Here is a 26,190-nt window from a genome sequence, read left to right on the forward strand (position 1 = left end):
GGGCGTGAAGAGGGCGGGACCCCTGGGGGATGGGTCCCGATTTCCTACGCGCCATGTGACCGTTACCGGCGATTCAACCTTGGTTGCGAGCATCACTGAATGCAGCCCGCTGTGCCGAATTCGTCGAACCGGAGGCTCCGTGCCGTTTCCGCACCCGCTTCCGCCACGCCGTATTCCCCTCCGGCGCGGAACAATGAGTTCATGAGCCACACAAGCGGTCAGGCATCGGTTTCCCCGCAGCCCCAGCCCAACTCCCAGCCTTCGGTCGGGTCCATCGCGGCCCACCGGCCGCATGCTGTCGCCGCACCGGTGCGGTCGCTCGACCCCGATCTCGACGCCGACCTGGACTCGTACGAGGAGGGCACCGGGCCCGGCACGGAGGACGGCGAGCTGCCGCAGGGGCGGTTCCTGGACCGGGAGCGCAGCTGGCTCGCGTTCAACGAGCGGGTGCTGGAGCTGGCCGAGGACCCGTCCACTCCGCTGCTGGAGCGGGCCAACTTCCTGGCGATCTTCGCCAGCAATCTGGACGAGTTCTTCATGGTGCGGGTCGCCGGTCTCAAGCGGCGCATCGCCACCGGGGTCGCCACCCGCTCGGCCTCCGGGCTGCAGCCGCGCGAGGTGCTGGAGCTGATCTGGAACCGGTCCCGTGAGCTCATGGCCCGGCACGCCGCCTGCTACCAGCAGGACGTCGCCCCGGCGCTCGCGGAGGAGGGCATCCATCTGGTCCGCTGGCCGGATCTCACCGAGAAGGAGCAGTCCCGCCTCTTCACCCTCTTCCGGCAGCAGATCTTCCCCGTGCTGACCCCGCTCGCCGTGGACCCGGCACACCCCTTCCCGTATATCTCGGGGCTGTCGCTCAATCTCGCGGTCGTGGTGCGCAACCCCGTCAGCGGGCATGATCACTTCGCACGTGTGAAGGTCCCACCGTCGCTCTCCCGGTTCCTGGAGGCGTCGCCGCAGCAGTACGTACCGCTGGAGGACGTGATCGCGGCGCATCTGGAGGCGCTGTTCCCGGGGATGGAGGTGCTCGCGCACCACATGTTCCGGGTGACCCGCAACGAGGATCTCGAGGTCGAGGAGGACGACGCCGAGAACCTTCTGCAGGCCCTGGAGAAGGAACTGCTGCGCCGCCGCTTCGGGCCCCCGGTGCGGCTGGAGGTCGAGGAGTCCATCGACCCGTATGTGCTGGACCTGCTGGTGCGCGAGCTGAAGATCTCGGACGCGGAGGTCTATCCGCTCCCCGGACCGCTCGACCTCACCGGTCTTTTCGGCATAGCCGCGCTGGACCGGCCGGAGCTGAAGTACCCCAAGTTCGTGGCGGGCACCCACCGGGACCTCGCCGAGGTGGAGTCCGCCTCCCCGCCGGACATCTTCGCGGCGCTGCGCGAGCGGGACGTCCTCCTCCACCACCCGTACGACTCCTTCTCCACCTCCGTGCAGGCGTTCCTGGAGCAGGCGGCCGCCGATCCGGACGTCCTGGCGATCAAGCAGACGCTGTACCGCACCTCCGGCAAGTCGCCGATCGTCGACGCGCTCATAGACGCGGCCGAGTCCGGCAAGCAGGTGCTGGTGCTGGTCGAGATCAAGGCCCGCTTCGACGAGCACGCCAACATCAAGTGGGCGCGCAAGCTGGAGGAGGCCGGCTGCCACGTGGTCTACGGCCTGCTGGGCCTGAAGACCCACTGCAAGCTGTCGCTGGTGGTCCGCCAGGAGGGCGACACCCTCACCCGCTACTCGCACGTGGGCACCGGCAACTACCACCCCAAGACCGCCCGGCTGTACGAGGACCTGGGGCTGCTGACGGCGAACTCCCAGGTCGGCGCGGACCTCTCCGACCTCTTCAACCGGCTGAGCGGCTACTCCCGGCGGGAGAACTACCGGCGGCTGCTGGTCGCCCCCAAGTCGCTGCGCGACGGGCTGATCACCCGGATCAACAAGGAGATCACACACCAGCGGGCGGGGCGCCCGGCCTACGTCAAGATCAAGGTCAACTCGATGGTCGACGAGGCCGTCGTCGACGCCCTCTACCAGGCCTCGCAGGCCGGGGTGACGGTCGATGTGTGGGTGCGCGGCATCTGCGCGCTGCGGCCGGGCGTCCCCGGACTCTCGGAGAACATCCGGGTCCGCTCGGTCCTCGGACGCTTTCTGGAGCATTCACGCGTGTTCGCGTTCGGGAACGGCGGCGAGCCGGAGGTGTGGATCGGCAGCGCCGACATGATGCACCGCAATCTCGACCGCCGGATCGAGGCGCTGGTGCGGGTCACCGACCCCGGCCACCGCGCCGCCCTCAACCGTCTGCTGGAGACCGGGATGGCCGACTCCACCTCCTCCTGGCACCTGGGCCCGGACGGCGAGTGGACCCGGCGCGCCACGGACGCGGACGGCCAGCCGCTGCGGAACGTTCAGGAGATGCTCATCGACGCCCGGAGGCGACGGCGTGGTTCAACGACATGACCTGCCGCCGGCCGGGATGACGGGCGCCGCGGACCCGGCCGCCGACCCGTCCCGCCCGCGGGCCGACGGCGTGATGGACCGGGCGGCGGAGGCCGCGGCGGCACCTTCTGCGGCTTCGGCACGCTCTGCGGCTTCGGGGGCGTCGGCATCACCTTCTTCGGGGGCTTCGGGGGCGTCGGCAACACCTTCCGCGGCGGCTTCGGGGGCTTCGGCGGCGCCTTCGGGAGTGCCCGCGTGGGAGGCGGCGACGGCCGGGGAGGTGCTGTCGGCGTATCTGCACGCCCAGGCCGGGAACTTCCTGCGCAGCCTGCGGCTGCACCGCGAGAGCGGCTCCGACGTCCAGGAGGCGGCCGAGGCCGCCCGGCTGCTGCGCCGCGCCGCGCGGCGGATCAGCGGCGCGCTCTACGTCTACCGCCCGATCACCGACCCGGCCTGGTCCGATGAGCTGCGGACCGAGCTGGCCTGGCTGTCCGGCACGCTGGCGCGGGAGCACGCCTACGCGGAGCGGCTGGACCGGCTGCGTGGCGCCCTGCACCGGCTCTCGGGCGCGGGTGGCCCCTCGGACCGTTCACCGCAGGGCGAGGGAACGGCCGCCGAGGCCGCGAGCCCGGATGAGCGGCCCTCCGACACACAGCCTGTGAACGCGGCGCATCCCGCGAGCGCCGCGAGCGCCGCGCGCACCGAGCGGGGCGGGGTCACGGTCGCGGTCGACGGCGCGGGTGGCCCCTCCGGCACCGCGGGTCCGATTCCCCGCTCCACCCGTGCCTCCCGCCGCAGCGTCTCCCTGGCCGCCGGCGCGCCGGGAGGCGGGGCCGCGGACCCTGTCGGGGGGCAGGGTGCGCGGCCCGGTCCGGCCGACGCGGGCGGCGGCGCCGAGGGTGCGGCCGGGACGGCCAGGGACCGGGACAGAGACCGGGAGTGGGAGCGGGAGAGGGACGAGGGCCGAGGGGCTGGACGGCGCCGTGGCGAGCGCGGCGACAAGGGCGGCCGCGGCGACAAGGGCGGCCGGGGCGCCAAGGGCGAGAAGGGCGAGCGGCCCGGCGGGCCGGGCGCGGCCCATCAGCGGGCCGGTGCCGAGGAGGAGGCCCGCGGCGGGGCGCTGACCGTGGGCGCGGCCCGCGCCGGAGCGCTGTTGGAGCGCCAGCTCACGCTGGCCCGGACCCGGGCCCACACCGCCGCCCTGGAGGCGCTCGGCTCCTCCCGCTTCCACGCGGTCGCCGACACCGTAGCCCTGCTCGCCTCCGACGTCCCGCTCGACGAATCCAACGCCGCCCGCCCCGCCGGGCAGGTGCTGCCGCCGCTCGCCGAGCTGGCGAACCGGCGGCTGGCCGAGTCGGTGGAGGCGCTGCCGCTGGTCCGCGCCGGGCATCCGTACAACGCGGAGGCGCTGGTCCACGGCCTGGCGGCGACCCCGGCGGCGGACGCCCCGCCCGCCAGCGAGCGCCAGGACGCCCCCTGGCACCAGGTGCGCCATCTGCTGCGGCTGCGGCGGTACGCGCTGGAAGTGCTCGACCAGGCGTGGCAGCAGCCGGACGGGGCGCGCGGGCCCAACGGCTCCGGGCCCGGCGGCTCCGGTCCGGGCGGCTCCGGACCCGTGGACGCCGAGCTGCCGCTGTCGGTGCGGCTGCTGGCCGCCGGGCAGGCGCTGGAGCGCCACCGCGACGCGGCCGAGGCGGCCGCCGCCGCGGCGGCGGCCGCCCGTACGCCCCGGATCGCCCCGGCGACGGCGTACGCGCTCGGGGTGCTCCACGCCGATCAGCGGCATGAGGTCGAGGCGGCCCGCTTCGCGTTCGGCCGGATCTGGCGGCGCGTGTCCGCCGCCAGAGCCTCCTGACAAGGGACAAGGGACAAGGGACAAACCGGGGAGGGCGAGACGGCGGATGAAGCGGCGGAATTCCCGTGATGACGGGCCGGTCGGAATGGACACCGGAATGGACACCGCAATGGACATCGGAACGGGCGCCGGGACGGTCCTGGCGGCGGGCTGCGTGCTGTGGCGCCGGTCCCCGCGCGGCGGCGGGCTCGAGGTCGCCCTCGTCCACCGCCCCCGCTACGACGACTGGTCCCATCCCAAGGGCAAGCTGAACCACGGTGAGGAAGCGCTGCACGGCGCGGTGCGCGAGGTCGCCGAGGAGACCGGTATGGGCTGCGCCCCGGGGGCGGCGCTGCCCACCCTCCACTACATGGCCAAGGGCCGCCCCAAACAGGTGCGCTACTGGGCGGCGGAGGCGGTCGACCACGACGAGACCTTCGTGCCCAACCGTGAGGTCGACCGCCTCGTCTGGCTGCCCCCGGACGCGGCCCGCCTCCGCCTCACCTACGACCACGACCGCGCCCTCATCGACGCGCTGCTGCACGCCCTGCGACTGCCCTGAAAGACGGCCCGGTGCCTCGACCGATCGGTGGGGGCGGCTCCCCGTCCGAGCCCGGCTTCCCTACAGGAAGCGCGAGAGGAAGGCCCGGGTGCGGGGGTTGGCCGGGCTGTCCAGCACCTCCTGTGGGGTGCCGGTCTCCAGCACCTGGCCGCCGTCCATGAACACGACTCGGTCCGCCACCTCCTTCGCGAACCCGATCTCATGCGTCACCACGAGCATGGTGAGGCCGTCCCGGGCCAGGTCGCGCATGGTGGCCAGCACCTCGCCGACGAGTTCGGGGTCCAGGGCGCTGGTCGGCTCGTCGAAGAGCATCAGCTTCGGCCGCATGGCCAGGGCGCGGGCGATGGCCACCCGCTGCTGCTGACCGCCGGACAGCTGGCGCGGATACGACGCCGCCTTTTCGGCCAGTCCCACCCGGGTCAGCAGCTCCATCGCCGTCTTCCGCGCCTCGGCCTTGGAGAGGCCGAGCACACCGACCGGGGCCTCGACGACGTTCTCCAGGACCGTCTGGTGCGGGAAGAGGTTGAAGTGCTGGAACACCATGCCGATGTCGCGTCGCTGCCGGGTCACCTCGCGCGGGCGCAGATGGTGGACGCGTCCGCCGGACCGCCGGAAGCCGATCAGCCTGCCCTCTACGTGGATGGAGCCCGCGTCGATCTGCTCCAGGTGGTTGATGCAGCGCAGAAAGGTCGACTTACCGGAACCGGACGGCCCCAGGAGGACCACGACCTCGCCCTGGCGCACCTTGAGGTCGATACCGCGCAACACCTCGAGCTGCCCGAACCGCTTGCGGACCCGCTGGGCCACGACCATCGGCACCTCCCCGGCGGACCCGGTGGCCCCGGTGGCCCCGGCGGTCGCCTCCGCCGCGGTCGCCTCCGGGACGGCCGTCTCCGGGCCGGTGGCCTCCTGGGTGTCCTGGGCCGTCATGTCTCCTCCTTGGCGAGGGGGCTGTCCGCCGCCGGGGACGGGGCGTCCGGGCGTCGGCGGAAGAGCGCGAAGTTCCAGAACCCCTGAGGGGCGTGGCGGGTCGCCCCGCGGGCGTAGTACCGCTCGATGAACGACTGGCCGACGTACAGCACGGACGTCATGACCAAGTACCACAGGCACGCCACGATCAGCAGCGGGATGGTCTCGAAGGTGCGGTTGTAGATCGACTGGACGGTGTAGAGCAGGTCGGCCAGAGCGAGCACGCTCACCAGCGAGGTCGCCTTCAGCATGTTGATGACCTGGCTGCCGGTCGGCGGGATGATGAAGCGCATGGCCTGCGGGAGGACGACCCGCCGCAGGATCCTCGCGCGGCCCATGCCGAGCGCGGCGGCGGCCTCCGTCTGGCCCTGGTCGACGCCCAGCAGACCGCCGCGCACGATCTCGGCCATGTACGCGGCCTCATTGAGACCAAGGCCGAGGATGGCGGCGAGCCAGGGGGTGATGAGTGTGTTGGTGTGCCCGCTGATGAACTCGGGGCCGAACGGCACCCCGAAGGAGATCCTCGGCAGCAGCGCCGAGAGGTTGTACCAGAAGACCAGCTGCACCAGGACCGGGATGCCGCGGAAGAACCAGACGTAGGCGCCGCAGACCGTGCTGAGCACGCGGTTCTCCGACATCCGCCCCACCGCGACGAGCACCCCGCCGGCGATGCCGATGAGCATGGCGATCGCGGTCAGCTCGACCGTGGTGGCGATGCCCTGCCCGATGACCTGGGCCCCGAAGTAGGCGCCGACGGTGCTCCATTCGAAGTGGGGATTGGTGATCAGGAAGTGGAAGAGCTGCGCGGCGAGGACCGCGAGGAGCAGTACCGCGAGCCACCGCAGCGGATGGCGGACGGGGGACGCCCCGGCCACGTCGACGACGGGGACGGCACCGGGCGGGAGCTCGGCCTTCCCGGGATCGTCCCGGGTGGCCGGCGGTTGTGTGGTGGCCATGGGTGGGCTCACCTCCTCACAGGATCAGGATTCGCCGCCGAGGTTGACGCCCGGCTTGTCGAGGGTGTTGGCGGACAGGCCCCACTTCTTCATGATCTTTCCGTAGGTGCCGTCGTCGATGAGGGTACGGAGCGCCTTGAGGAGCACATCGCGCAGCGGGGAGCCCTTGGCGACGACCGCGCCCTGGTAGAGGTCGTCGAAGCCGTTGCCCTTGCCGGTGCCGGTCAGTTCGAGCTGGTCCTTGGCCTGCGCCACGAAGTAGGTCAGCGGCGCCTGGGAGGAGAAGAAGGCGTCCGCGCGGCCGGAGCGCACCGCCAGGATCGAGCCGGGCTGGTCCTTGTACGACTGGACCTTCACGGCCTTCTTGCCGTCCTTCTCGCAGGTGAGCGCCTGCTTCTTGATGACGCCCTCGGCGGAGCCGCCCGCCATCACCGCGATCCGCTGTCCGCAGGTGTCGGCCAGGGAGTCGATGTGGTGCGGATTGCCCTTGGGCACGGCGAAGACGACGAATTCCCGCACCCAGTCGACGAAGTCGTTCGCGCCCTGCCGGTCCTTGAAGTCGCCGACGGGGCCGAGTGCGAAGTCGTAGCGGCCCGCCTTGATGCCGGTGAGCTGGCTGGGCAGCCCGTCCGTGGTCACATGCCGGATCTGCACGCCGAGGACCTGCCCGAGTGCCCCGGCGAGGTCGGCGGAGGCCCCGGTGAGGCTGTGGCCGTCCGAACCGGCGATCTCGTAGGGCGGGAAGGAACCGTTGTTGACCGACACCAGGGTGCCGGAGGTGCGGTTCTTCGCGGGCAGCCGGGCGTGCAGCGCCTTGTCCTCGGGGAGCTTGGCCAATGCCTTACCGCCGCCGCCGGAGGAGTCGGTGGCGCCCTCCGCCTGGGGCGGGTTGGCCCCGCAGGCGGCCAGGGCGAGACAGCAGGACAGGGCGGTGGCCGCGGTGGCCAGGGGACGTCTCATGGGGATGCTCACTGGGGCGCTCCGAGGGGGATGACGGTGGGGTCGACGGCGAACCGGCGGTTGGCCAGGACGGGAAGGGTGCGACGGGCCGCGGCGGTGGCGTCGGGAGCGGCGTCCGCCCAGGCCAGCCCGGGGGCGGCGGCGAGGCGGGAGCGGACGGTGCCGAGGGGGTCGACGACGAGGCTGTTGCCGATGTTGCGCGGACCGCATTCGCCGCTCGCCGCCACCCAGCAGGTGTTCTCCAGGGCCCGCGCGGTGACCATGACCTCCCAGTGCCGTTCCTTGGCCGGGCCGCGCACCCACGCCGCGGGCAGGGCCAGCACCTCGGCACCGGCGTCCACCAACAGCCGGGCCAGCTCGGGGAAGCGGACGTCGTAGCAGGTCATCAGGCCCACCTTGGTGCCCGCCACATCGATGACGACGGGCGGCTCGTCCGCCGGGCGGACGTTGGCCGACTCCAGGTCGCCGAAGGCGTCATAGAGATGGATCTTGCGATAGCGGGCGATCATCTCACCGTCGCGCAGCGCCACCAGGGTGTTGAACACCCGGCCGTCCTCGGACGGCTCATGGATGCCGACCACCACGGTGGTGGCGGACCCGGCGGTGGCGGTGAGCAGCTCGGTGACGAAGGGCCCGTCGAGGGGCTGGGCCACCTCGCGGATGCGGTGGCGGTCCTCGGTGAAGCGGGCCAGCACGCCCTCGGGGAGGACGAGCAGATCCGCGCCGCCCCGCACCGCCTCGGCGGTGAGCTCCTGGCAGGCGGCCAGGTTGTCCTTCCAGTCGGGGGAGGCTGCGAACTGTCCTACGGCGATGCGCATATGGGGTGCTCCGGAGCGGTTCGGGGTGCGGGGAAGGCGGCGAGGGCGGGGTGCGGGGAAGGCGGCGAGGGCGGGGCTCAGAGTGCGGGAATGGCGGCGAGGGCGGGGTCGGGGAAGACCACATCGGGGTCGATGGGCTCGGGCCAGACGCCCTGGGCGTACAGCTCCTCGCAGAAGGCCCGGGTCATCTCCGCGTTGCTCTTCGTCCCGTACGGCATCCAGTCGTCGCCGAACAGCCGCGCCGACTCGGTCAGTTCGTGCAGCAGCCACGGTGTGGTGTCGGCGAGCAGCCGGCGCCTGCCGAGCCACCGGCGCTTGGACTCCTCCAGGCCCGCGAGCAGTGCGGCGGGCAGTGCCGGATGGGCCTCGACGACCTCCCGCTTGAGCGTCACCAGATGGATGCCGGGGACGAAACCGGTGGCCTCCCAGTAGGCGCGCTCCTCGGCGCGGTGGTCGTCGAGCAGATGGCGGAAGCGGCTCGTCCTGGTGAACAGCTCCCGCGGCATGAAGGGGGAGAGCAGCGCGTCCAGCCGGTCCGCGGCCAGCTCGTCCACCAGGGATTGGCCCTCGGCCATGACCGAGACATTGGCGGGCAGCGGCCGACTGCCCACCCGGTCCTTGCCGGTCTCGCCGGCGGTCAGCGGTCCGATCCGCCACTGGATGCCCGCGAGGTCCACTCCGGCGCCGCGCAGCAGGGCCCGGGTCCAGGTGTTGCCGGAGTCGGGCCAGCCGGTGAGCCCGACGCGGGCCCCGGCGAGCTGTCCGATGGAGCGCAGCGGGCTGTCCTCGCGGACCAGTACGCAGCGGTGGCGAAAGCCGCGCATCACGAACGCGGGGAGCCCGACGAGGCGGTCGTCCCCCGCCGCGCGGGCCTGGACATAGCGGCTGAAGGAGGTCTCACCGCCGTCGAGACCGGGTTCGGTGAGGACGTCGGGGGTGACGTCCCGCGCATCGATCCGGACCGTGAAGCCGGGGATCTCGACGAGCCCGGAGGCGAGGGGCACCAGATGGTCCCAGTCGCGAAGTCCCAGGCTTATCACGGGAGATGACACAGTACGCACTCCTAGCACATGGCATTTTCGGCGCAAAGCTCGCATTCGGCTGCGCGATGCCAGGCAGGCTATTGTTCAGTGAATCGGGCAGACAAGATCTGTTTTGTTACCGAACATAGTTTTTCCGTGTCGTAACCCGCTGACCGGCCGCCGGCCGACAGACCGACGAGGGGTGTGCCGATGCAGGAGAACACCGCGGATCCGGCCTCCGCGCGGCCTGGACAGCGGCCTGGACAGCGGCCGGGGGAGCAGCCTGGGGAGCGGCCGGGGGCTCCGGCCTCCGTGGCCGGGCTGGCCGCCCGTATCCCGGACACCAGCGCACGCGGTATCGCGGCCGCCATGACCGATCTCATCCGGGCCGGGGAGCTGGCGCCGGGCAGTGCGCTGCCCACCGTGCGCGCGCTCGCCGCCGGGCTGGGGGTGAGCCCCGGCACCGTGGCGGAGGCATGGGGGGTGCTGCGCAAGCACCGGATGATCGCCACACTCGGCCGCCGCGGCAGCGTCGTCAGCGGTCCGCCGACCGTTCCGCACCCCACCCGCTACGAACGCGTCGGGGACTTCGGCGACCGTCTCGCACTGGACCTCGCCGTCGCGGCCCCCGACCCCGCCCTGCTGCCCCCGCTGGAGAACGCCCTGCTCGCCGGGGCCCGGACCCCGCGGCTCAACGACTACGCCCGCACGGCCATCACCGACGGCCTGCTGGCGGCGGTACGGGACACCTGGCCCTACCGGCCGGACGCCTGGATGGCGGTGGGCGGTGGCTACGAGGGGGTGCAACTGCTCTGCCAGGCACTGCTGGTACCGGGGGACCGGGTGGCGGTGGAAGATCCGACGGCGGCGCGGCTGCTGGACATCCTGGAGGCGCTGGACGCCCAGGCCGTGCCCGTGGCCTGCGACGACCAGGGCCCCCTCCCCGGCTCGCTGGCCCAGGCGCTCGAGGCGCGCCCGGCGCTGTTCCTGCACCAGTCCAGGGCCCAGGTGCCCTGCGGCTGGTCGCTCGGCCCCGAACGCTCCGCCGAGCTGGCCGGGGTGCTGGAGGGCGCGCCCAACGTCGCCATCGTCGAGGACGACGGCCTCGGCCCCCTGACCACCGGCCCGGCCGCCGTCCTCGGCGCCCATCTGCCGCACCGGACGGCCCTGGTCCGCTCGTACTCCAAGGCTTACGGCCCGGATCTGCGGATCGCCGTGGTCGGCGGCCCGCGGGAGATGGTCGAACGGGCGCGGGTGCTGCGCACCTTCGGCACGGGATGGACCAGCCGCATCCTTCAGGACGCCCTGGCCCATCTGCTCACCGACGAGGAGGCGGGCCGGTGTGTGCGCGAGGCCGCCCGGCGCTATGACGCCCGGCGGTCCGCGCTGGCCGAACGGCTGGCCGAGCGTGGTGTGCACACCGCCAACCGGGACGGTCTGATGCTGTGGGTGCCGGTGGTGGACGAGACCTCCGCGCTGGTCACCCTGGCCGCCCGGGGTATCACCGTTTCGCCGGGCAGCCGGTTCTGCGTCTCTTACGCGCGTCCCCATGTGAGGGTCGCCACCAGCAGGCTGACCAGGGACGGGGCGCCGCTCGACGAGATCGCCGAGCTGATCGCACTCGCCGCCTCCTCCTCCGCCGCCCGGATGGAGTGACCCCCGGCCGATCAGCGGTGCCTGTTCAGCGGTGCCTGTTCAGCGGTGCCTGCTCAGCGGCGGCGCAGGCTCTTGTCATCGAGCGACGGCGGCACGTAGTAGTTGTCCGCCCGGTTGAGGTCGGTGCCCGGCGGGACGATCTCGTCGATCCGGTCCAGGACGTCCTCGCTCAGCTCCACCTCGGACCCGGCGAGCAGATCCTCCAGGTGCTCCATGGTGCGCGGGCCGATGATCACCGAGGTGATGGCCGGATGCGCCCGTACGAAGGCGATGGCCATGTGCGGCAGCGAGAGCCCGGCGTCGGACGCCAGCTCGGCCAGCGCGCCTACCGCCTCCAGCTTGCGCGCGTTGTCGGGCAGCGACGGGTCGAACTTGCGCTTCTCCACGGCCGCCCGGCCGCCCGACAGATCGATGTCGGACGCCGTGGTGTAGCGGCCCGTGAGCCAGCCCGCCGAGAGCGGACCCCAGCTCAGCACGCCCATCCCGTACTTCCGCGCGGTCGGCAGCACCGCCGCCTCCACACCGCGCGCCAGGATCGAGTACGGCGGCTGCTCGCTGCGGAACCGTACGTGCCCGCGCCGCTCGGAGACCCACTGGGCCTCCACGATCTGCTCGGCGGGGAAAGTGGAGGAGCCGACGGCGCGTACCTTGCCCGCCCTGACCAGGTCGGACAGGACCGACAGCGTCTCGTCGACGTCCGTCGTCGGGTCCGGCCGGTGGATCTGGTAGAGGTCGATGTAATCCGTGCCCAGGCGGCGCAGGCTGTTCTCGATCTCCTGGGTGATCCAGCGCCGTGAGTTGCCGCCGTCGTTGGGGTCGTCGCCCATCGGGAAATGGGCCTTGGTCGCGAGGACGATGTCGTCGCGGCGGCCCTTGAGGGCCTTGCCGACGATCTCCTCGGACTCGCCCTCGGAGTAGATGTCGGCGGTGTCGACGAAGTTGATGCCCGCGTCGAGGGCGCGGTGGATGATCCGTACCGAGTCGTCGTGATCGGCGTTGCCCAGGGCGCCGAACATCATCGCGCCGAGGGCGTACTCGCTCACCGAGATGCCGGTTCCGCCCAGGATCCTGCGCTTCATGGCAGCTGCCTTCCTTTGCCTTCCATGGGTTTCGCCTTCTGCGGACTTTGCCTTCTGCGGCCTTTGCCTTCTGTGGCGTCCCGCGCCTTCAGCCTCGGCGCCGGGCGGGGACCTCACCAGGCCCGGCTCAACCTGGGTCTGCCAGAACCACCTGTCCGGCCCAGAATCCGGCGTTGCCCGGATAATGGAGCGATGGGCCATTCCGAACCGGAGATCAAGGGGTTTCTCAAGGCGCGCCGTGCCGCGCTCGACCCGGCCGAGCTGGGGCTGCCGGACGGGGTCGTCCGGCGCCGGGTGCGCGGTCTGCGCCGTGAGGAGGTCGCTCAGCTGGCCGGGATCAGCGTCGACTACTACACCCGTATCGAGCAGGGCCGGGCCCCGGCCGTCTCGGACTCGGTGGTCGACGGACTGGCGCGGGCGCTGCGGCTGACCCCGTCCGAGCACACCTATCTGCGCAACATCACCCTGCCCCGGCGCCGCGCCGGGGAGCCCGACTTCGACCCGCGGCCGCGGGTGCGGCCGGAGATCCAGCAGCTGCTGAACGCGATGGACGGCACCGTCCCGGCCTATGTCTACGGGCCGGCGATGGACATCCTGGCCTGGAACACTCTCGGCACCCGGCTCGGCATCGACTACGCCGCGATCCCCGAGGAGCGGCGCAACGGTCCGCTGCTGGTCTTCCTCGACCCCCGGCTGCGGGAGATCCATCCGAACTGGGCCGAGGTCGCCGATGACACGGTGGCCGGGCTGCGCGCGGAGACCGGCCGCCACCCGGGCAGTTCGCGGGTGTGCCGGGTGACCCATGAGCTGCTGGACCGGAGCGAGGAGTTCCGGCGGCGGTGGGAGGCGCAGGCGGTGCAGGAGCGGACGCGGGGCGTCAAGCGGTTCCGCCATCCGGAGGCGGGGGAGCTGGTGCTGCGGTTCGAGGCGTTCGTGCTGCCCGCGGATCCGGGGCAGATGCTGTGCACGTACACGGCCGACGAGGGGTCGGCGACGGCGGAGGCGCTGAAGGTGCTGGCGGGCGCGGCGGCGGTGGCCTGAGGGCCACTGATGGCCCGAGCCGCGCTCCGCCCTCCTCGCCTTACGGCCGGGGCCGCGTCCCCGGCCGCCATCCCTTTTTCTCTCGTCCCACCTCCTTGACGCGACTGGAAACTTTCCTTACTTTCATTTCCTCCCACGGTGGCGCCAGTGGCGCGAGAGGGCAATGGAGGTCCGGATGTCCGGCACCGAGGGCGGATTCGTCCGCCGTATCGGCCTGTTCCAGTCGACCGCCATCAACATGAGTCAGATGTGCGGCATCGGGCCGTTCGTCACCATCCCCCTCATGGTCGCCGCCTTCGGCGGACCACAGGCCGTCATCGGCTTCGTCGCGGGCGCGGTGCTCGCGCTCGCCGACGGGCTGATCTGGGCCGAGCTGGGCGCCTCGCTGCCCGGGGCCGGGGGCAGCTATGTGTATCTGCGCCAGGCGTTCCAGTACCGCAGCGGCAAGCTGATGCCGTTCCTGTTCGTCTGGACGGCGATGCTGTTCATCCCGCTGATCATGTCCACGGGTGTGGTCGGTCTGGTGCAGTATCTGGGCTATCTGTGGCCGGATATGACGCAGACCCAGGGCGATCTGGTCGGCCTCGGCGTCATCGTCCTGGTCATCGGGCTGCTGTGGCGGGGCGTCGAGCACATTGCCCGGATCACGGCCGTCATGTGGTGCGTGATGATCGCGTCCGTGGTCCTGGTCATCGTGGCGGCCTTCAGCCACTTCGACGCGGGGCAGGCGTTCACCTATCCGGACCACGCCTTCGAGCTGACCAGCGGTCACTTCTGGACCGGGTTCGCCGCGGGCCTGACCATCGGCATCTACGACTACCTCGGCTACAACACCGCCGCGTACATGGGCGCCGAGATCAAGGACCCCGGCCGCACCCTGCCGCGGGCGATCGTCACCTCGATCGCCGGGATCATGGGGATCTATCTGCTGCTGCAGATCGGCACCCTCGGCGTCGTCGACTGGCACGAGATGACCGACCCCGACTCGGTGGCCGCTCAGTCCGTCGCCTCGGCGGTGCTGGAGGAGACCTGGGGGAAGGGCGCGGCCGACGTCGTCACCGTGCTCATCCTCATCACGGCCTTCGCGTCCGTCTTCGCCGGGCTGCTGGGCGGCTCCCGGGTGCCGTACGACGCCGCCCGCGACCGGGTCTTCTTCCGGCCGTTCGGCACGCTCCACCCGCGCCATCGCTTCCCCGTGCTGGGCCTGGCCACGATGGGCGTGGTGACGGCGATCGGCTTCCTGATCGGCCGCCACACCGATCTGGCCACGCTCATCCAGCTGCTGACCACGGTCATGGTGATCGTGCAGGCTCTGGCGCAGGTCGTCGCCGTCACGGTGCTGCGCCGCCGCCAGCCCGGCCTGCGGCGGCCGTACCGGATGTGGCTCTATCCGCTGCCGAGCGTGGTGGCGCTGGTGGGCTGGCTGGTGATCTACGGCTACGCGGACAAGAACTCCCCCGGACGGCACCCCATCGAATGGTCGCTCGCCTGGGTCGCGGCGGGGTGTGTGGCGTTCGTGCTGTGGGCGCGGATGGAGAAGGTGTGGCCGTTCGGCCCGAAGGAGATCAGCGAGGAGTACGCGGCGGGGGCCGACCCCGACACGGAAGGCGCCAGCCGGGGCACGGGGAACGGCCCGGACGGCGCCACCCGGGGCACGGGGGATGGCCCGGACGGCGTCAGCCGGGGCGCGGGGGACGGCCCGGACGGCGCCGTCAGCCCCGGGGCGCCACCGCCTCCCACCGCACCGTGACCTCGCCCTGGCGCCAGCGCCGTGGGCCGTCGGTGAGCGGCCAGCCCTCGGCGCGCAGCGTCTGGGCGCTGCGTATCCAGCGCTGACGGGCGCTGAGCGGCGCGTACGGGGCGGCGGCCGCCCAGGCGCGGTCGAAGTCGCGCAGGAAGGTGTGCACCGGCTCGCCCGGCACATTGCGGTGGATCAGCGCCTTGGGGAGCCGTTCGGCCAGGTCGGAGGGGCGTTCCAGAGAGCCGAGGCGGGCCGCGAAGGTCACGGTGCGCGGGCCCGACCCGTCGAGCGCGACCCATACGTGCCGCCGCCCGATCTCGTCGCAGGTGCCCTCCACCAGCAGTCCGCCGGGCGCCAGCCGGGCGCACAGCCGCCGCCACACGGCGGCGACCTCGCCCTCCTCGTACTGCCGCAGCACATTGGCCGCCCGGATGAGCGCCGGGCGGGCCCCGCCGGGCAGCGGCACCTCGAAGCCGCCGTGCGCGAAGGTGAGCCCCTCGCGCTCGTACGGCCGCGCGGCGAGCACGCGTCCGGGGTCGATCTCGACCCCCACGACGCGGGCCCCGGCCCGTACGGTCCGCAGCCGGTCCAGCAGCTCGACGGCGGTCCAGGGGGCCGCCCCGTACCCGAGGTCCACCGCCACCGGCGCGTCCGCGGCCCGGCGCAGCGCGGGCCCGTGCGCCGCGGCGATCCACCGGTCCATCCGGCGCAGCCGGTTGGGGTTGGTGGTCCCGCGGGTCGCCGAACCGATGGGGCGGGACGGCGGGGGAACGCGGGCGGGCATGGCGCTGAGCCTATGCCGGGGCGGAGTGGGTACCCGTGCCGGGGCGGACGGCGAACCCATGCCGGGGAGCCATGCCGGGCGGACGGGGAGTGGCCGTCGGACATCAGAACGTCATGCTTTGGCAAAGTGGAAATGGGAACCATACGTTCCGGTGTTGACGCCGTGGAGGGAGCCCGCCCCGGCAAGGAGGTAACGCGCGGTGAGCCAGCACGCGTCCCGGCTCGGCGGCCTGCGAGGCCGGTCCCACATACCGTTTGGCGCCCCGTCCCACCAGCGGCTTCGCCGCATTCCACGGCGGCCGCGGCGGATCGCGATGCTCAGCGTCCACACCTCGCCGCTGCATCAGCCCGGCACCGGCGACGCCGGTGGCATGAACGTCTACATCGTGGAGCTGGCCAGGCGCCTGGCCGCCATCGACATCGAGGTGGAGATCTTCACCCGGGCCACCACCGCCGCGCTGCCCCCGGCCGTCGAGCTGGCACCCGGGGTGCTCGTCCGGCATGTGGACGCGGGGCCCTACGAGGGGCTGGCCAAGGAGGACCTCCCGGCGCAGCTGTGCGCGTTCACCCACGGCGTCATGCAGGCGTGGGCCGGGCACCGGCCGGGCCACTACGACCTCGTCCACTCCCACTACTGGCTCTCCGGCCACGTCGGCTGGCTGGCCGCCGAGCGCTGGGGAGTGCCGCTGGTCCACGCCATGCACACCATGGCCAAGGTCAAGAACGCGGCGCTCGCGGTGGGCGACACCCCCGAGCCCGCGGCCCGTGTCATCGGCGAGCAGCAGATCGTCCGCGCCGCCGACCGGCTGATCGCCAACACCGCCGAGGAGGCGGAGGAGCTGGTGCGCCACTACGAGGCGGCGCGCGAGCTGGTGGCGGTCGTCCACCCCGGGGTGAACCTCGACCGCTTCCGGCCCACCGACGGCCGGGCCGCCGCCCGCGCCCGGCTGGGGCTCCCGGCCGACGCGCTGATACCCCTCTTCGCCGGGCGCATACAGCCGCTGAAGGCCCCCGACATCCTGCTGCACGCCGTCGCCCACCTCCTGGAGGAGGACCCCTCGCTGCGCGAGCGCATGGTCGTGCCCGTGGTGGGCGGCCCCAGCGGCAGCGGCCTGGCCAAGCCCGAGGGGCTGCACAAGCTGGCGGCGCGCCTCGGGATCTGCGATGTGGTCCGGTTCCGGCCGCCCTGTGCGCAGGACGAGCTCGCGGACTGGTACCGGGCGGCGTCCGTGCTGGTCATGCCGTCGTACAGCGAGTCGTTCGGACTGGTGGCCATCGAGGCGCAGGCCTGCGGCACCCCGGTCGTCGCGGCCTCGGTGGGCGGTCTTCCGGTGGCCGTACGGGACGGGGTCAGCGGCACGCTGATCGACGGCCACGACCCCGCCGACTACGCCCGCGCCCTGCGCCCCTTCGTACAGGACCCGGGGCGGGCGGACCGGATGGGCGCGGCGGCGGCCCGGCACGCCCAGTCCTTCGGGTGGGACACGGCCGCCGCGGCCACGGCGGAGGTGTACACGGAGGCGATGCGCGAGCGGCGTCGCCTACGATCGGCCCATGGCTGACCCCATGGCTGACCCCAAGGCTGACCGTAAGGCTGACACCGACCCCAAGGCCGGCCCCCGGGCCGTCATCGAGCGGACGCTGAACGACGCCGAACTGGAGTGGGAGAGCCCGGAGGACGGCGCCTTCGTCGTCACACTCCCGGGCACCCGCAAGCTGTCGACCACCTGCTCGCTGCGGGTCGGCCGGCACTCCCTCTCGGTCAACGCCTTCGTCGTCCGCCACCCGGATGAGAACCACGAGGCGGTCCACCGCTGGCTGCTGGAGCGCAACACCCGGCTGTACGGGGTGAGTTACGCGATCGACCAGCTCGGTGACATCTATCTGGTGGGCAAGCTGCCGCTCGCGGCCGTCACTCCGGAGGAAGTCGACCGGCTGCTCGGCACGGTGCTGGAGAACGCGGACGGCAGCTTCAACACGCTGCTGGAGATGGGGTTCGCCACGGCCATTCGCAAGGAGTACGCGTGGCGTACCTCGCGGGGCGAGTCGACGCGGAACCTTGAGGCGTTCAGCAATCTGACTCGGGATGCCGCTAAGTGAACGACCGGGCTCCGGCCCGGTCTTCGTCCGCCGCCCACCTTTCTGCTTGACCTACGCCTCTCCTGTCGACCTACGCGCATCCTGACGCGACCCCTTCCGCGCGTCCCTGCCCCATGGCATTCTCACGCCGTCTCTCACCTGAACTGCGTTCACATCCATGGAAGGCGGAGCTGGCTCATGGGCACGGAGATCGACAGAAGGCGGTTGCTCGGCGGTGCGATGGGACTGGCGGCGGGCGCCACGCTCCTGGGGGCGGGGGCCTCGCTCCTGACCGCCACGGACGCGGCGGCGGCCGCCGCACCGGGTACGCCGGGCGCCGCACCGGGTACACCGGGCGGGGTCCGTACGTCCGGCGAGACGGGCACGTCCGGCGGGGCCCGTACGTCCGCCCTCTGGCGTGAGTTCCGCGCCCACCCGTACACCCACCCCCAGATCCCGTACGTCGGCCGTGCCGGATACCTCGGCGGTCGTACGAGCTTCCCCCGCCTGCCCGTCGTCGCGGACGTCCGCGCCTTCGGCGCCCGGCCCGACGGCTCCGCGGACGCCGCCCCCGCGATCAACCGCGCCATCGCCGCCGCCGGTCGCCGCGGCGGCGGCACGGTGCTGGTGCCGCCCGGGACGTACCGCGTGGACGATGTGATCCGCCTCGGCTACGACAACGTCGTACTGCGCGGCGCGGGCAGTGGCCGCACCACCCTCCACGCGACCCGTAACCTCACCGAGCTGATCGGCCCGTACGGCAGCCGCTACGGCGGCGACAAGTCGTCCTGGTCCTGGGCCGGCGGGCTCATCTGGATCTGCCCGGACGCCCGCCGGCGCTCCCTCACCGACGCGATCCGGGCCCAGGCATGGCCGTTCGAGGGCTGGACCGGCAACCGGCGCGACGAGTGGCGCACCCTCACCGATTTCGCCGCCCCCGCCCGCCGCGGCGACTGGACGGTGACCGTCGAGGACCCGTCCCGTCTGCGCCGCGGCGACCGCGTGCTGCTCCAACTCACCGATGACGACAGCCACTCGCTGCTGGCCCATATGGCCGGTGACGCCGAGGGCGCCGCCGACTACGTCTGGACCGACAAGACCAAGCTCACCTCGTACGTCCCCTATGAGTGGCCCTGCCGCGTCGTCGCCGTCGACCGGCGGCGCCGCCGGGTGACCCTCGACCGTCCGCTGCCGCTCGACGCCCGGCCCGCCTGGAAGCCCCGGTTCACCACGCTGGTGCGCCCGGTCACCGGCTCCGGGGTCGAGGGCATCACCCTCGACGTCGTCGAGACCCCGCAGTCGCAGCACCTATTGGACAAGGGGTACAACGGCGTCGCGCTGCAGTGCGCGTGGGACTGCTGGGTGGACGACGTGACCGTCAACAACGTCGACAACGGCTTCCTGCTCGTCGCCGCCAAGGCGTGCACCCTGCGCCGCACCCGGGTGACGGGCCGCGGCAGCCACCATCCTTACTGCTGCCGCGAGGGCTCGCACGACAACCTCGTGGAGGACTTCGTCCTGGCCCGGCGCACCGTCCCGGCCCCGGCGGGGACACAACTGCACGGGATCAACGTGGAGGGGCTGTCCAGCTATAACGTCTGGTCGCGCGGCCGGATGGAGATGGGCACCTTCGACACCCACCGCGGGATGCCCTTCGCCAACGTCCGTACGGAGATCACCGTGGACAACACGGGGTCGCACGGCGGTGACGCGAGCGCCGGTCCGCTCTACGGCGCTCGGTTCGCCCACTGGAACGTCACGGTCACCAATCAGCGGGCCGGGTGCGTCAAGATCGACGACATCGCGCCGTACAGCGCGACGGTCGGGATCAGCGAGGTCCGGCAGTTCGGCCAGATCGACGTCCCGGACTTCACCGGTCCGCTCCACTCCCGTATCGAGTCCTACGGCCACCCGGAGGCGGTCCACCCCCGCAACCTGTACGAGGCGCAGCGCGCACTTCGCTGACATCTCCCCTGAAACATCGTGAGGAACACGGTGAAGAAATACGGTCCATGAGGGCTCTTCATGGTGAACCGGCTCCGGCGGCCGGGAACCATGAAGAGGAGACACAACGGTGCTCATGGACAATCCGTGGCTCACGGTGGCAACGGTCGTGACGGTGGGGGTGCTACGGCTGATGGGGGACGTCATCCGCTGGCTGGCGGCGCGCTCGGGAGAACGGCTCCGGGCGCGCACGCTAACCGAGTTGGTGAACAGGACGGAGCCGGGCACGGTCCTCACCGACCGCCGTCCCGACGGCGCGGCGCTGACCATAAGGCGGCGGCCGGAGGATCGGGGCGAGCGGGGCGAGCGGGGCGGGGGCGATCGTGGTGAGTGACACCGTCGAGGAGACCACGCGCGGCGGGCGGCCCGAGGAGGAGTTCGACGCCTTCTACGCCCGCACCTACCCCTGGCTGGCCGCCCGCGCGGTGATGCTCAGCGACAACCGGCAGAACGCCGAGGACGCGGTGCAGGAGGCGTACATCGAGGCGATGCGCCGCTGGCCCGAGGTCAGGGCGTGCGCCTCGCCCGAGGCATGGGTGACCACCACCATGCGGCGCAAGCTCTCGCGGGACGGGCGGCGCTGGTGGTTCCGCTGGAAGCCGGTCGAGCTGACCGTCCCCGCCGCCACGACCGCGAGCGTGGAGGAGACCGCCGAGGCACTGGCCGCCCTGCGCGCCCTCGGCACGCTGCCGCCGCGCCAGCGCCAGGTGGTCGTCATGCACTCGCTCGAGGGCATGAGCTACCAGGCGATCTCCGCCGAGCTGGGCATCTCCGTGGGCAGCGTCGGCAGCAACCTCCACAAGGCCCGCGCCCGGCTGAGCCTGCTGCTCGACGTCTCCCCGGAGCTGGGCCGCGCGACCGACCGCCTCCTGACCCGCACCCCGAAGGACCCACTGAGCGTGGCCCTGTGCGGGGCCGCGGAGTGGCTGTCGGCCGGGTTCAGGGGCGAGGGCCGGGCGTTGCGGGGCGGGACTGGGGACGGCGCCGACGGCATCCGGGGGCGTCGATGATCGCCACCGCCCGCGCGCTCCTCGCCGCGGCCCGCGCGCTCCTCGCCCTCGCCCTGCTCGCCGTCTTCTACGCGCTGGTCGCGGCCATGGTGCTGCTCTGGGCGGCCTTTCTCGTGGCCGCCTTATGGACCGCGGGAACGCCGGAGGCCACGACGCCGCCCACCACCGTCGTCACCGCCTGCGCGGCGTTCGCCCCGATCGTCTTCGGCATGGTGTGGGCGGTGATCCGCACCGGCCGCCCCGCCGCCCCGCGCGAGGACGCGGTGACGGTGACCCGGCGCGGTGCGCCGGAGTTATGGCGCACGGTCGAGGAGCTGGCCCTCGACGTCGGCACCAGACCACCCGGCTACATCAAGCTGACCGCCGAGGTCAACGCCTCCGTCACCGAGGACGCACCGCTCCTCGGCCTCGCCCCCGGCCGACGCGTCCTCTACCTCGGACTGCCCCTGCTGGCCGGTCTGTCGCCCGCCGAACTGCGCGCCGTCCTCGCGCATGAGCTGGGCCACTTCTCCGGCCGCCACAGCCGCTTCGGCGCGGTCGCCCACCGGAGCGCGGCGGGCCTGGTCGCCGCCCGGCAGGCGATCCAGGACGCGTCGGCCGCGAACGACCTGGTGCGGCTGTACGCGGGCGTGCCGCTGCTGCTGCTCGGCCTCTACACCCACGTCTTCCGCTGGCTCACCCGCCCGGTCCGGCGGCGGCAGGAGCTGGAGGCCGATCGCGAGGCGGCGCGGGTGGCCGGTCCGGGCGCCGTCGCCGACGCGCTGTGCTCCACGGCGGCGCTGGAGGCGGCGTGGCAGGAGTTCCTCGCGGACTTCGTCGTCCCGATGCGTCGGACGACGGGCCGGGTCCCCGACGATCCGTTCCGCGCCTTCGCCCATATGGTCGAGGCGCCCGAACTACGGGAGCCGATGGCCGCGTTGCGCGCCCGAGCCGTCGAGCGGCCCGCGGAACCGGACGACGCGCATCCGGCGCTGGCCGTCCGGCTGGAACGACTCGAACGGCTGGAACGATTGGCGCGCCAGCCCGCGCAGGAGCCCGGAGCCGAACCCTTCCCCTCCCCACAACCTCTCTCCGTTCAGCCGCGGTACGCCGTCGAACTGGGCCGCGTCCTGCTGTCCGGCCCGGACGCGGGCACGAGGGTCCCCTGGCGGGACTGGCTCACCGAGCTGGCGGAGCACCGCGCGACGCGGATCCTGACCCCGCTGGCGGAGGCGGTACGAGGGGTGGAGGAGACGGAGGGGATGGGCCGGCCGAAGGCGGAGCCGGACACACTGACAATCCACCGAGTGCTGCGACTGCTGGACGGCGGCCGCCGTATGCCGCTGGCCCGCGCGCTGAACGCCCGGCTGCCCGAGGGCGGGCGAATGCCCCGTGGCGATCAGACCGAACAGGACCCACTCGCCCCCCTGGCAGAGGCCCTGGCCGTACTGATCGGGGCGCAACTGGTGGCGCCAGGGACGGCGTACTGGGCCATGAACTGGACCGGCCCCAGCATCCTCGTACCGCCCGACGGCATCGCCCCCGAGACCATCCGCACCTGGGCCGACACCGCCGTACGACTCCCCGGCCAGACCCAGCGGCTCGGGCTGCACCTGGCCGCCCTGGGTGTGGACGAACGCGCACCGCTGCCCACGCCGGCGCCGAGGGGGAAGGCGCGACGGATCAGCATCGCGCCTGGTGCCACCGGCCCCGCACGCCAACGCATCACCGCCGTACGGGCGCTGGCACTCACCGTGTTGCTGGGGCTGACGGGGCTGACGTTCGTCCTATGGGCGAACCGGGACGAGCCGAGCTACCCCGGAACACCGGTGACCCGCTGGAACGACCGCTACCAGCCGGGCGGCGGCACGGGAACGGAGCCCACTCCGTTCCCGACGTACCAGCGGCCCACCTTCCCGGCCTGGCCGACGCCCCCGACATACCGCCTGCCCCCACGCTCAGTGCCGAGCATCCACATCGAGCCGATCATCCCGAGATCCACGCCTTGATTCCCACCGGAGGCAGCCCGGCCCCGCTACGAGGAGCCCGCCCCAACCGCAGGCACTCCACCACCGGAGGCGGCACCAGCCCCACCAGCCGAAACCGCACCCGCACCCGAAGCCGGGCCCGCACCCGAAGCCGAAACCGCACCGGCACCCGCACCCGAAGCCGCACCCGCACCCGAAACCGAAGCCGCACCCGCACCCGAAGCCGGGCCCGAAACCGCACCCGAAGCCGCACCCGCACCCACATCCACCCCACCCCCGAAGTCCCCGGCCGCAGGCCGGCTCCGCAGGGCGCGCCCCAGCGCCACGTACCCTCCGGCCGCCACGAGGCCCACCACGGCGCTGGCCGCCCACAGGGCGTCCGCGCCGAAGCGGTCCATGACGGCGCCGCCCGCGAGCGGGGCGATGAGCGAGGCGAGGGACCACGACAGGGTGTACATCCCCTGGTAGCGGCCGCGCCCATGGGTTGGGGAGAGCCGGGCGACCAGCCCCATCTGCGTCGGAGAGTTGATGATCTCGCCGACCGTCCAGACCATCACGGCCAGCGCGTACATCCCGACCGACCCGGCGAAGGCGGTCAGCCCGAACCCGGCACCGGTCAGCAGCGCGGACACCATCAGCAGCGGTGCCGGATCGCGATGCTCGAGGAACCGCGTCACCGGGATCTGTACGGCCACGATCAGCACGCCGTTCGTCGCGATCGCGACGCCGAAGTCCGTACTGGACAGCCCGTCCGCCCCCATCGCCACGGGCAGCGCCACGAACGCCTGCTGGATGAGGGTCGCGACCAGAAACGACAGCGCGACCACGGCCATGAACCGCCGGTCCCGCAGCACCGCGCCCAACCCGACCTCGCGCTCCGACTCCACCGCCGCACCCTCGGCGGCACGCTCCCGCTCGGGCCGGGACTCCGGAACCTTGCCGAAGACGATGACCGCACACATCAGCGTCATCCCGGCATCCGCCAGGAAGAGCGTGAGATAGCCATGGCGCGCGATCAGCCCGGCCGCCGCCGCGGAGACGGCGAAGCCGAGGTTGATGGCCCAGTAGTTGAGCGCGAAGGCCCGTACCCGGTCCCCGGGGGCGACGATGTCGGCGATCATCGCCTGCACCGCGGGCCGTGACGCGTTGCTGGTCATCCCCACCAGACAGGCCACGACGGCGATGGCGACCGGGTTCTGGACGAAGCCCAGCGTGGCGACCGTGACCGCGGTCGACAGCTGCGAGACCAGCAGCGTGGGCCGCCGCCCCAGCCGGTCGGTCAGCACCCCGGCGACGACGGCCGACACGGCCCCGCCCAGCCCGTGCAGCGCCCCGACCAGCCCGGCGAACAACGCCGAATAGCCACGATCCACGGTCAGGTACATGGCAAGAAAGGTGGCCACGAACCCACCCAGCCGATTGACCAGCGTGGAGGTCCACAGCCACCAGAACTCCCGGGGCAACCCCGAGACGCTCTCCTTCGCGGCCTGCCTCAGTCGGACGACGGACACCGGACGACTCCCCCCTGTGAATGCCACGGCCGGTCAGCCGCGCGCCCCATGAGCGGCGCGGCATGTAAGTGGCACAACCAGCATCCGCAACTTACCGATACGACCCCCACCCCGCCAGTCAATTGACGGGGTCCGTCAAACCGAGCCCCTCGGACCGGTCCAGTAGGCTCGACGACATGGCCGACGCACCGTACAAGCTGATCCTCCTCCGCCATGGCGAGAGCGAGTGGAACGCGAAGAACCTGTTCACCGGCTGGGTGGACGTCAACCTGAACGAGAAGGGCGAGAAGGAGGCCGTCCGCGGCGGTGAGCTGCTGAAGGACGCCGGCCTGCTCCCCGACGTGGTCCACACGTCCCTCCAGAAGCGCGCCATCCGCACCGCGCAGCTCGCCCTGGAAGCCGCCGACCGCCTCTGGATCCCGGTCCACCGCAGCTGGCGCCTGAACGAGCGCCACTACGGCGCGCTCCAGGGCAAGGACAAGGCCCAGACCCTCGCCGAGTTCGGCGAGGACCAGTTCATGCTGTGGCGCCGCTCCTACGACACTCCGCCGCCCCCGCTGGACCGCGACGCCGAGTACTCCCAGTTCGCGGACCCGCGCTACGCGACCCTCCCGCCGGAGCTGCGCCCGCGGACGGAGTGCCTCAAGGACGTCGTCGTCCGCATGCTCCCGTACTGGTTCGACGGCATCGTCCCGGACCTGCTCACGGGCAAGACGGTTCTGGTCGCGGCCCACGGCAACTCGCTCCGCGCCCTGGTCAAGCACCTGGACGGCATCTCCGACGCCGACATCGCGGGCCTGAACATCCCGACGGGCATCCCGCTCTCCTACGAACTGGACGCCGACTTCAAGCCGGTCAACCCGGGCGGCACCTACCTCGACCCGGACGCCGCGAAGGCCGCCATCGAGGCAGTCAAGAACCAGGGCAAGAAGAAGTAGCCTTTGCGATCATGCCCCCGACCTGCGCGTATGGCGCGGATCGGGGGCGTTTTCACGGCGAGGGCCCACTGTGGGCCCTCACTGCCCCGGTTCCTGCGGTCGGAGCGCGCGGCCAATGGCCTTCCGGGCGCGGTCCCGGCTGCTGGGCATCAGGTGCGCGTACACCTTCAGAGTCAGCCCCGGGTCGGAGTGCCCCAGGTACTCACTGACGGCCTTGATGCTCTCGCCCGCGTCCAGCAGAACCGACGCGTAGAAGTGCCTCAGAGCATGCATGCCGTGCTCCCGCGCGGCGGCGTGCTCACGGCTCTTCGCTTCGGGGATGACGCCCGCTTTGGCCAGCGAGGGCTTCCAGTGGTCCTCGTTCAGCGACGTACGCCAGACGTGCCCGCCGTTGGGTCCGCTGAAGATGAGCCGCTTGGTCACCGGCTGGCCGGTCCCTCGCATCCACGGCAACGTGACTTCGACGGGCGGGAAGCGCGTGATGTGCTCCTGGAGGGCTTCCACCACGGGATCGGGCAGAGGTACGTCACGGAGCTTGCCGCCCTTCGGGGGCGCGAACACGGGCTTGCTCAGGCTCAGCTTGAGTTGCTGCACCACATGCAGGGTGCCGGTGTCGAAGTCCAGCTCATCGACGCACAGCCCGAGGATCTCGCCTTGCCGTAGACCGCAACCGGCGCCCACGTCGACCATGGTGCGGAAGCGTTCGACCATGGCGGCCCGCACGGCGAAGACGCGTTCCGGCTGCCAGGGCACGACGCGACGCGTGCCCATCTCGGGGAGCGTCACCGTGCGAGAGTTGCAGGGGTTCCGGCGAAGGTACCCGTCCA

At 72.2% G+C, this 26,190-nt stretch carries 21 protein-coding genes and 1 pseudogene; 13 read left to right on the plus strand and 9 right to left on the minus strand.

Going from position 1 to position 26,190, the window contains the following annotated elements; all coding sequences use genetic code 11:
* Window positions 1-201: 201 nt before the first annotated feature.
* The 3 genes from J2Z30_RS32235 (at window position 202) to J2Z30_RS32250 (ending at window position 4,829) form a co-directional block, all read left to right on the plus strand.
* Window positions 202-2,454 carry an RNA degradosome polyphosphate kinase gene (locus J2Z30_RS32235; protein WP_044573387.1) on the plus strand — a complete coding sequence of 751 codons (2,253 nt, stop codon included), beginning with the start codon at window positions 202-204 and terminating at the stop codon, window positions 2,452-2,454.
* 226 nt (window positions 2,455-2,680) lie between these two features.
* Window positions 2,681-4,288, plus strand: a complete 1,608-nt coding sequence (locus J2Z30_RS32245; RefSeq protein ID WP_044573393.1) for a CHAD domain-containing protein — start codon at window positions 2,681-2,683, stop codon at window positions 4,286-4,288.
* A gap of 97 nt (window positions 4,289-4,385) precedes the next feature.
* Complete coding sequence (locus tag J2Z30_RS32250; RefSeq protein ID WP_245388669.1) at window positions 4,386-4,829, plus strand: NUDIX hydrolase; 444 nt, start codon at window positions 4,386-4,388, stop codon at window positions 4,827-4,829.
* 60 nt (window positions 4,830-4,889) lie between these two features.
* Here the strand turns inward: J2Z30_RS32250 and J2Z30_RS32255 are convergent, their stop codons facing one another.
* The 5 genes from J2Z30_RS32255 to J2Z30_RS32275 form a co-directional block, all read right to left on the minus strand.
* On the minus strand, window positions 4,890-5,642 hold the full coding sequence (locus J2Z30_RS32255) for an amino acid ABC transporter ATP-binding protein (protein WP_044581750.1): 753 nt from the start codon (window positions 5,640-5,642) through the stop codon (window positions 4,890-4,892).
* Between the two features lie 113 nt (window positions 5,643-5,755).
* A complete protein-coding gene (locus J2Z30_RS32260; RefSeq protein ID WP_078956806.1) occupies window positions 5,756-6,754 on the minus strand; it encodes an amino acid ABC transporter permease in 999 nt (332 codons plus the stop codon).
* 24 nt (window positions 6,755-6,778) lie between these two features.
* Window positions 6,779-7,714 carry an ABC transporter substrate-binding protein gene (locus J2Z30_RS32265; RefSeq protein WP_044581752.1) on the minus strand — a complete coding sequence of 312 codons (936 nt, stop codon included), beginning with the start codon at window positions 7,712-7,714 and terminating at the stop codon, window positions 6,779-6,781.
* Between the two features lie 8 nt (window positions 7,715-7,722).
* On the minus strand, window positions 7,723-8,532 hold the full coding sequence (locus tag J2Z30_RS32270; RefSeq protein ID WP_044573396.1) for a deaminated glutathione amidase: 810 nt from the start codon (window positions 8,530-8,532) through the stop codon (window positions 7,723-7,725).
* Between the two features lie 77 nt (window positions 8,533-8,609).
* Window positions 8,610-9,584 (minus strand): type 2 periplasmic-binding domain-containing protein, encoded by a 975-nt coding sequence (locus tag J2Z30_RS32275; RefSeq protein WP_044573399.1) that lies wholly within the window; start codon window positions 9,582-9,584, stop codon window positions 8,610-8,612.
* Between the two features lie 180 nt (window positions 9,585-9,764).
* Here J2Z30_RS32275 and J2Z30_RS32280 point away from each other — a divergent pair, with 180 nt between their 5' ends.
* A complete protein-coding gene (locus J2Z30_RS32280; protein WP_078956807.1) occupies window positions 9,765-11,210 on the plus strand; it encodes an aminotransferase class I/II-fold pyridoxal phosphate-dependent enzyme in 1,446 nt (481 codons plus the stop codon).
* Window positions 11,211-11,263: 53 nt separating this feature from the next.
* Here the strand turns inward: J2Z30_RS32280 and J2Z30_RS32285 are convergent, their stop codons facing one another.
* Window positions 11,264-12,289 (minus strand): aldo/keto reductase, encoded by a 1,026-nt coding sequence (locus J2Z30_RS32285; protein WP_044573404.1) that lies wholly within the window; start codon window positions 12,287-12,289, stop codon window positions 11,264-11,266.
* Window positions 12,290-12,481: 192 nt separating this feature from the next.
* On the opposite strand from J2Z30_RS32285, the gene J2Z30_RS32290 reads away from it, so the two are divergent.
* The gene (locus tag J2Z30_RS32290; protein WP_044573406.1) at window positions 12,482-13,330 is read left to right on the plus strand and encodes a helix-turn-helix transcriptional regulator; all 849 of its coding nucleotides are present in this window, start codon (window positions 12,482-12,484) and stop codon (window positions 13,328-13,330) included.
* A 175-nt stretch (window positions 13,331-13,505) separates the two neighbouring features.
* The gene (locus J2Z30_RS32295) at window positions 13,506-15,080 is read left to right on the plus strand and encodes an APC family permease (protein ID WP_052702087.1); all 1,575 of its coding nucleotides are present in this window, start codon (window positions 13,506-13,508) and stop codon (window positions 15,078-15,080) included.
* Here the strand turns inward: J2Z30_RS32295 and J2Z30_RS32300 are convergent.
* Window positions 15,043-15,855 carry a class I SAM-dependent methyltransferase gene (locus J2Z30_RS32300; protein WP_044573408.1) on the minus strand — a complete coding sequence of 271 codons (813 nt, stop codon included), beginning with the start codon at window positions 15,853-15,855 and terminating at the stop codon, window positions 15,043-15,045. The two genes, J2Z30_RS32295 and J2Z30_RS32300, sit on opposite strands and share 38 nt — an antisense overlap.
* Before the next feature lie 199 nt (window positions 15,856-16,054).
* On the opposite strand from J2Z30_RS32300, the gene mshA reads away from it, so the two are divergent.
* From mshA to J2Z30_RS32330, 6 genes are all read left to right on the plus strand, one after another.
* Entirely contained in the window at window positions 16,055-17,416 is a 1,362-nt protein-coding gene (gene mshA, locus J2Z30_RS32305) for a D-inositol-3-phosphate glycosyltransferase (RefSeq protein WP_107073334.1), read from the plus strand.
* On the plus strand, window positions 17,409-17,954 hold the full coding sequence (locus J2Z30_RS32310) for a type III secretion system chaperone family protein (protein WP_372453342.1): 546 nt from the start codon (window positions 17,409-17,411) through the stop codon (window positions 17,952-17,954). The genes mshA and J2Z30_RS32310 overlap by 8 nt, the downstream gene beginning before the upstream one ends.
* Window positions 17,955-18,131: 177 nt before the next feature.
* Window positions 18,132-19,898: a glycoside hydrolase family 55 protein gene (locus J2Z30_RS32315; protein ID WP_044573411.1), complete on the plus strand. Its 1,767-nt coding sequence runs from the start codon at window positions 18,132-18,134 to the stop codon at window positions 19,896-19,898.
* 115 nt (window positions 19,899-20,013) lie between these two features.
* Window positions 20,014-20,271: a hypothetical protein gene (locus J2Z30_RS32320; protein WP_209468928.1), complete on the plus strand. Its 258-nt coding sequence runs from the start codon at window positions 20,014-20,016 to the stop codon at window positions 20,269-20,271.
* Complete coding sequence (locus tag J2Z30_RS32325; RefSeq protein WP_308280156.1) at window positions 20,264-20,947, plus strand: RNA polymerase sigma factor; 684 nt, start codon at window positions 20,264-20,266, stop codon at window positions 20,945-20,947. Before J2Z30_RS32320 ends, J2Z30_RS32325 begins: the two co-directional genes overlap by 8 nt.
* A complete protein-coding gene (locus J2Z30_RS32330) occupies window positions 20,944-22,935 on the plus strand; it encodes a M48 family metallopeptidase (protein WP_044573415.1) in 1,992 nt (663 codons plus the stop codon). The genes J2Z30_RS32325 and J2Z30_RS32330 overlap by 4 nt, the downstream gene beginning before the upstream one ends.
* Window positions 22,936-22,961: 26 nt before the next feature.
* Here J2Z30_RS32330 and J2Z30_RS32335 read toward each other — a convergent pair whose 3' ends face one another.
* A complete protein-coding gene (locus tag J2Z30_RS32335; protein ID WP_044573416.1) occupies window positions 22,962-24,425 on the minus strand; it encodes an MDR family MFS transporter in 1,464 nt (487 codons plus the stop codon).
* Window positions 24,426-24,601: 176 nt separating this feature from the next.
* On the opposite strand from J2Z30_RS32335, the gene J2Z30_RS32340 reads away from it, so the two are divergent.
* Window positions 24,602-25,363: a phosphoglyceromutase gene (locus tag J2Z30_RS32340; protein WP_044573418.1), complete on the plus strand. Its 762-nt coding sequence runs from the start codon at window positions 24,602-24,604 to the stop codon at window positions 25,361-25,363.
* A gap of 78 nt (window positions 25,364-25,441) precedes the next feature.
* On the opposite strand, the pseudogene J2Z30_RS32345 reads toward J2Z30_RS32340, so the two are convergent.
* Window positions 25,442-26,188 (minus strand): annotated as a pseudogene (locus J2Z30_RS32345) (tyrosine-type recombinase/integrase); the annotation flags it as partial.
* Window positions 26,189-26,190: the final 2 nt, after the last annotated feature.

Origin of the sequence: Streptomyces iranensis, assembly GCF_017874715.1 — a bacterium.
In the GTDB taxonomy this organism is placed as follows: domain Bacteria; phylum Actinomycetota; class Actinomycetes; order Streptomycetales; family Streptomycetaceae; genus Streptomyces; species Streptomyces iranensis.

Coding starts and splice junctions, on each gene's coding strand:
- J2Z30_RS32290 (WP_044573406.1), top strand. CDS start 12,482: ATGGGCCATTCCGAACCGGAGATCAAGGGGTTTCTCAAGGCGCGCCGT.
- J2Z30_RS32235 (WP_044573387.1), top strand. CDS start 202: ATGAGCCACACAAGCGGTCAGGCATCGGTTTCCCCGCAGCCCCAGCCC.
- J2Z30_RS32285 (WP_044573404.1), bottom strand. CDS start 12,289: ATGAAGCGCAGGATCCTGGGCGGAACCGGCATCTCGGTGAGCGAGTAC.
- J2Z30_RS32260 (WP_078956806.1), bottom strand. CDS start 6,754: ATGGCCACCACACAACCGCCGGCCACCCGGGACGATCCCGGGAAGGCC.
- J2Z30_RS32315 (WP_044573411.1), top strand. CDS start 18,132: ATGGGCACGGAGATCGACAGAAGGCGGTTGCTCGGCGGTGCGATGGGA.
- J2Z30_RS32295 (WP_052702087.1), top strand. CDS start 13,506: ATGTCCGGCACCGAGGGCGGATTCGTCCGCCGTATCGGCCTGTTCCAG.
- J2Z30_RS32265 (WP_044581752.1), bottom strand. CDS start 7,714: ATGAGACGTCCCCTGGCCACCGCGGCCACCGCCCTGTCCTGCTGTCTC.
- J2Z30_RS32255 (WP_044581750.1), bottom strand. CDS start 5,642: ATGGTCGTGGCCCAGCGGGTCCGCAAGCGGTTCGGGCAGCTCGAGGTG.
- J2Z30_RS32310 (WP_372453342.1), top strand. CDS start 17,409: ATGGCTGACCCCATGGCTGACCCCAAGGCTGACCGTAAGGCTGACACC.
- J2Z30_RS32300 (WP_044573408.1), bottom strand. CDS start 15,855: ATGCCCGCCCGCGTTCCCCCGCCGTCCCGCCCCATCGGTTCGGCGACC.
- J2Z30_RS32340 (WP_044573418.1), top strand. CDS start 24,602: ATGGCCGACGCACCGTACAAGCTGATCCTCCTCCGCCATGGCGAGAGC.
- J2Z30_RS32250 (WP_245388669.1), top strand. CDS start 4,386: ATGGACACCGCAATGGACATCGGAACGGGCGCCGGGACGGTCCTGGCG.
- J2Z30_RS32270 (WP_044573396.1), bottom strand. CDS start 8,532: ATGCGCATCGCCGTAGGACAGTTCGCAGCCTCCCCCGACTGGAAGGAC.
- J2Z30_RS32280 (WP_078956807.1), top strand. CDS start 9,765: ATGCAGGAGAACACCGCGGATCCGGCCTCCGCGCGGCCTGGACAGCGG.
- J2Z30_RS32320 (WP_209468928.1), top strand. CDS start 20,014: ATGGACAATCCGTGGCTCACGGTGGCAACGGTCGTGACGGTGGGGGTG.
- J2Z30_RS32330 (WP_044573415.1), top strand. CDS start 20,944: ATGATCGCCACCGCCCGCGCGCTCCTCGCCGCGGCCCGCGCGCTCCTC.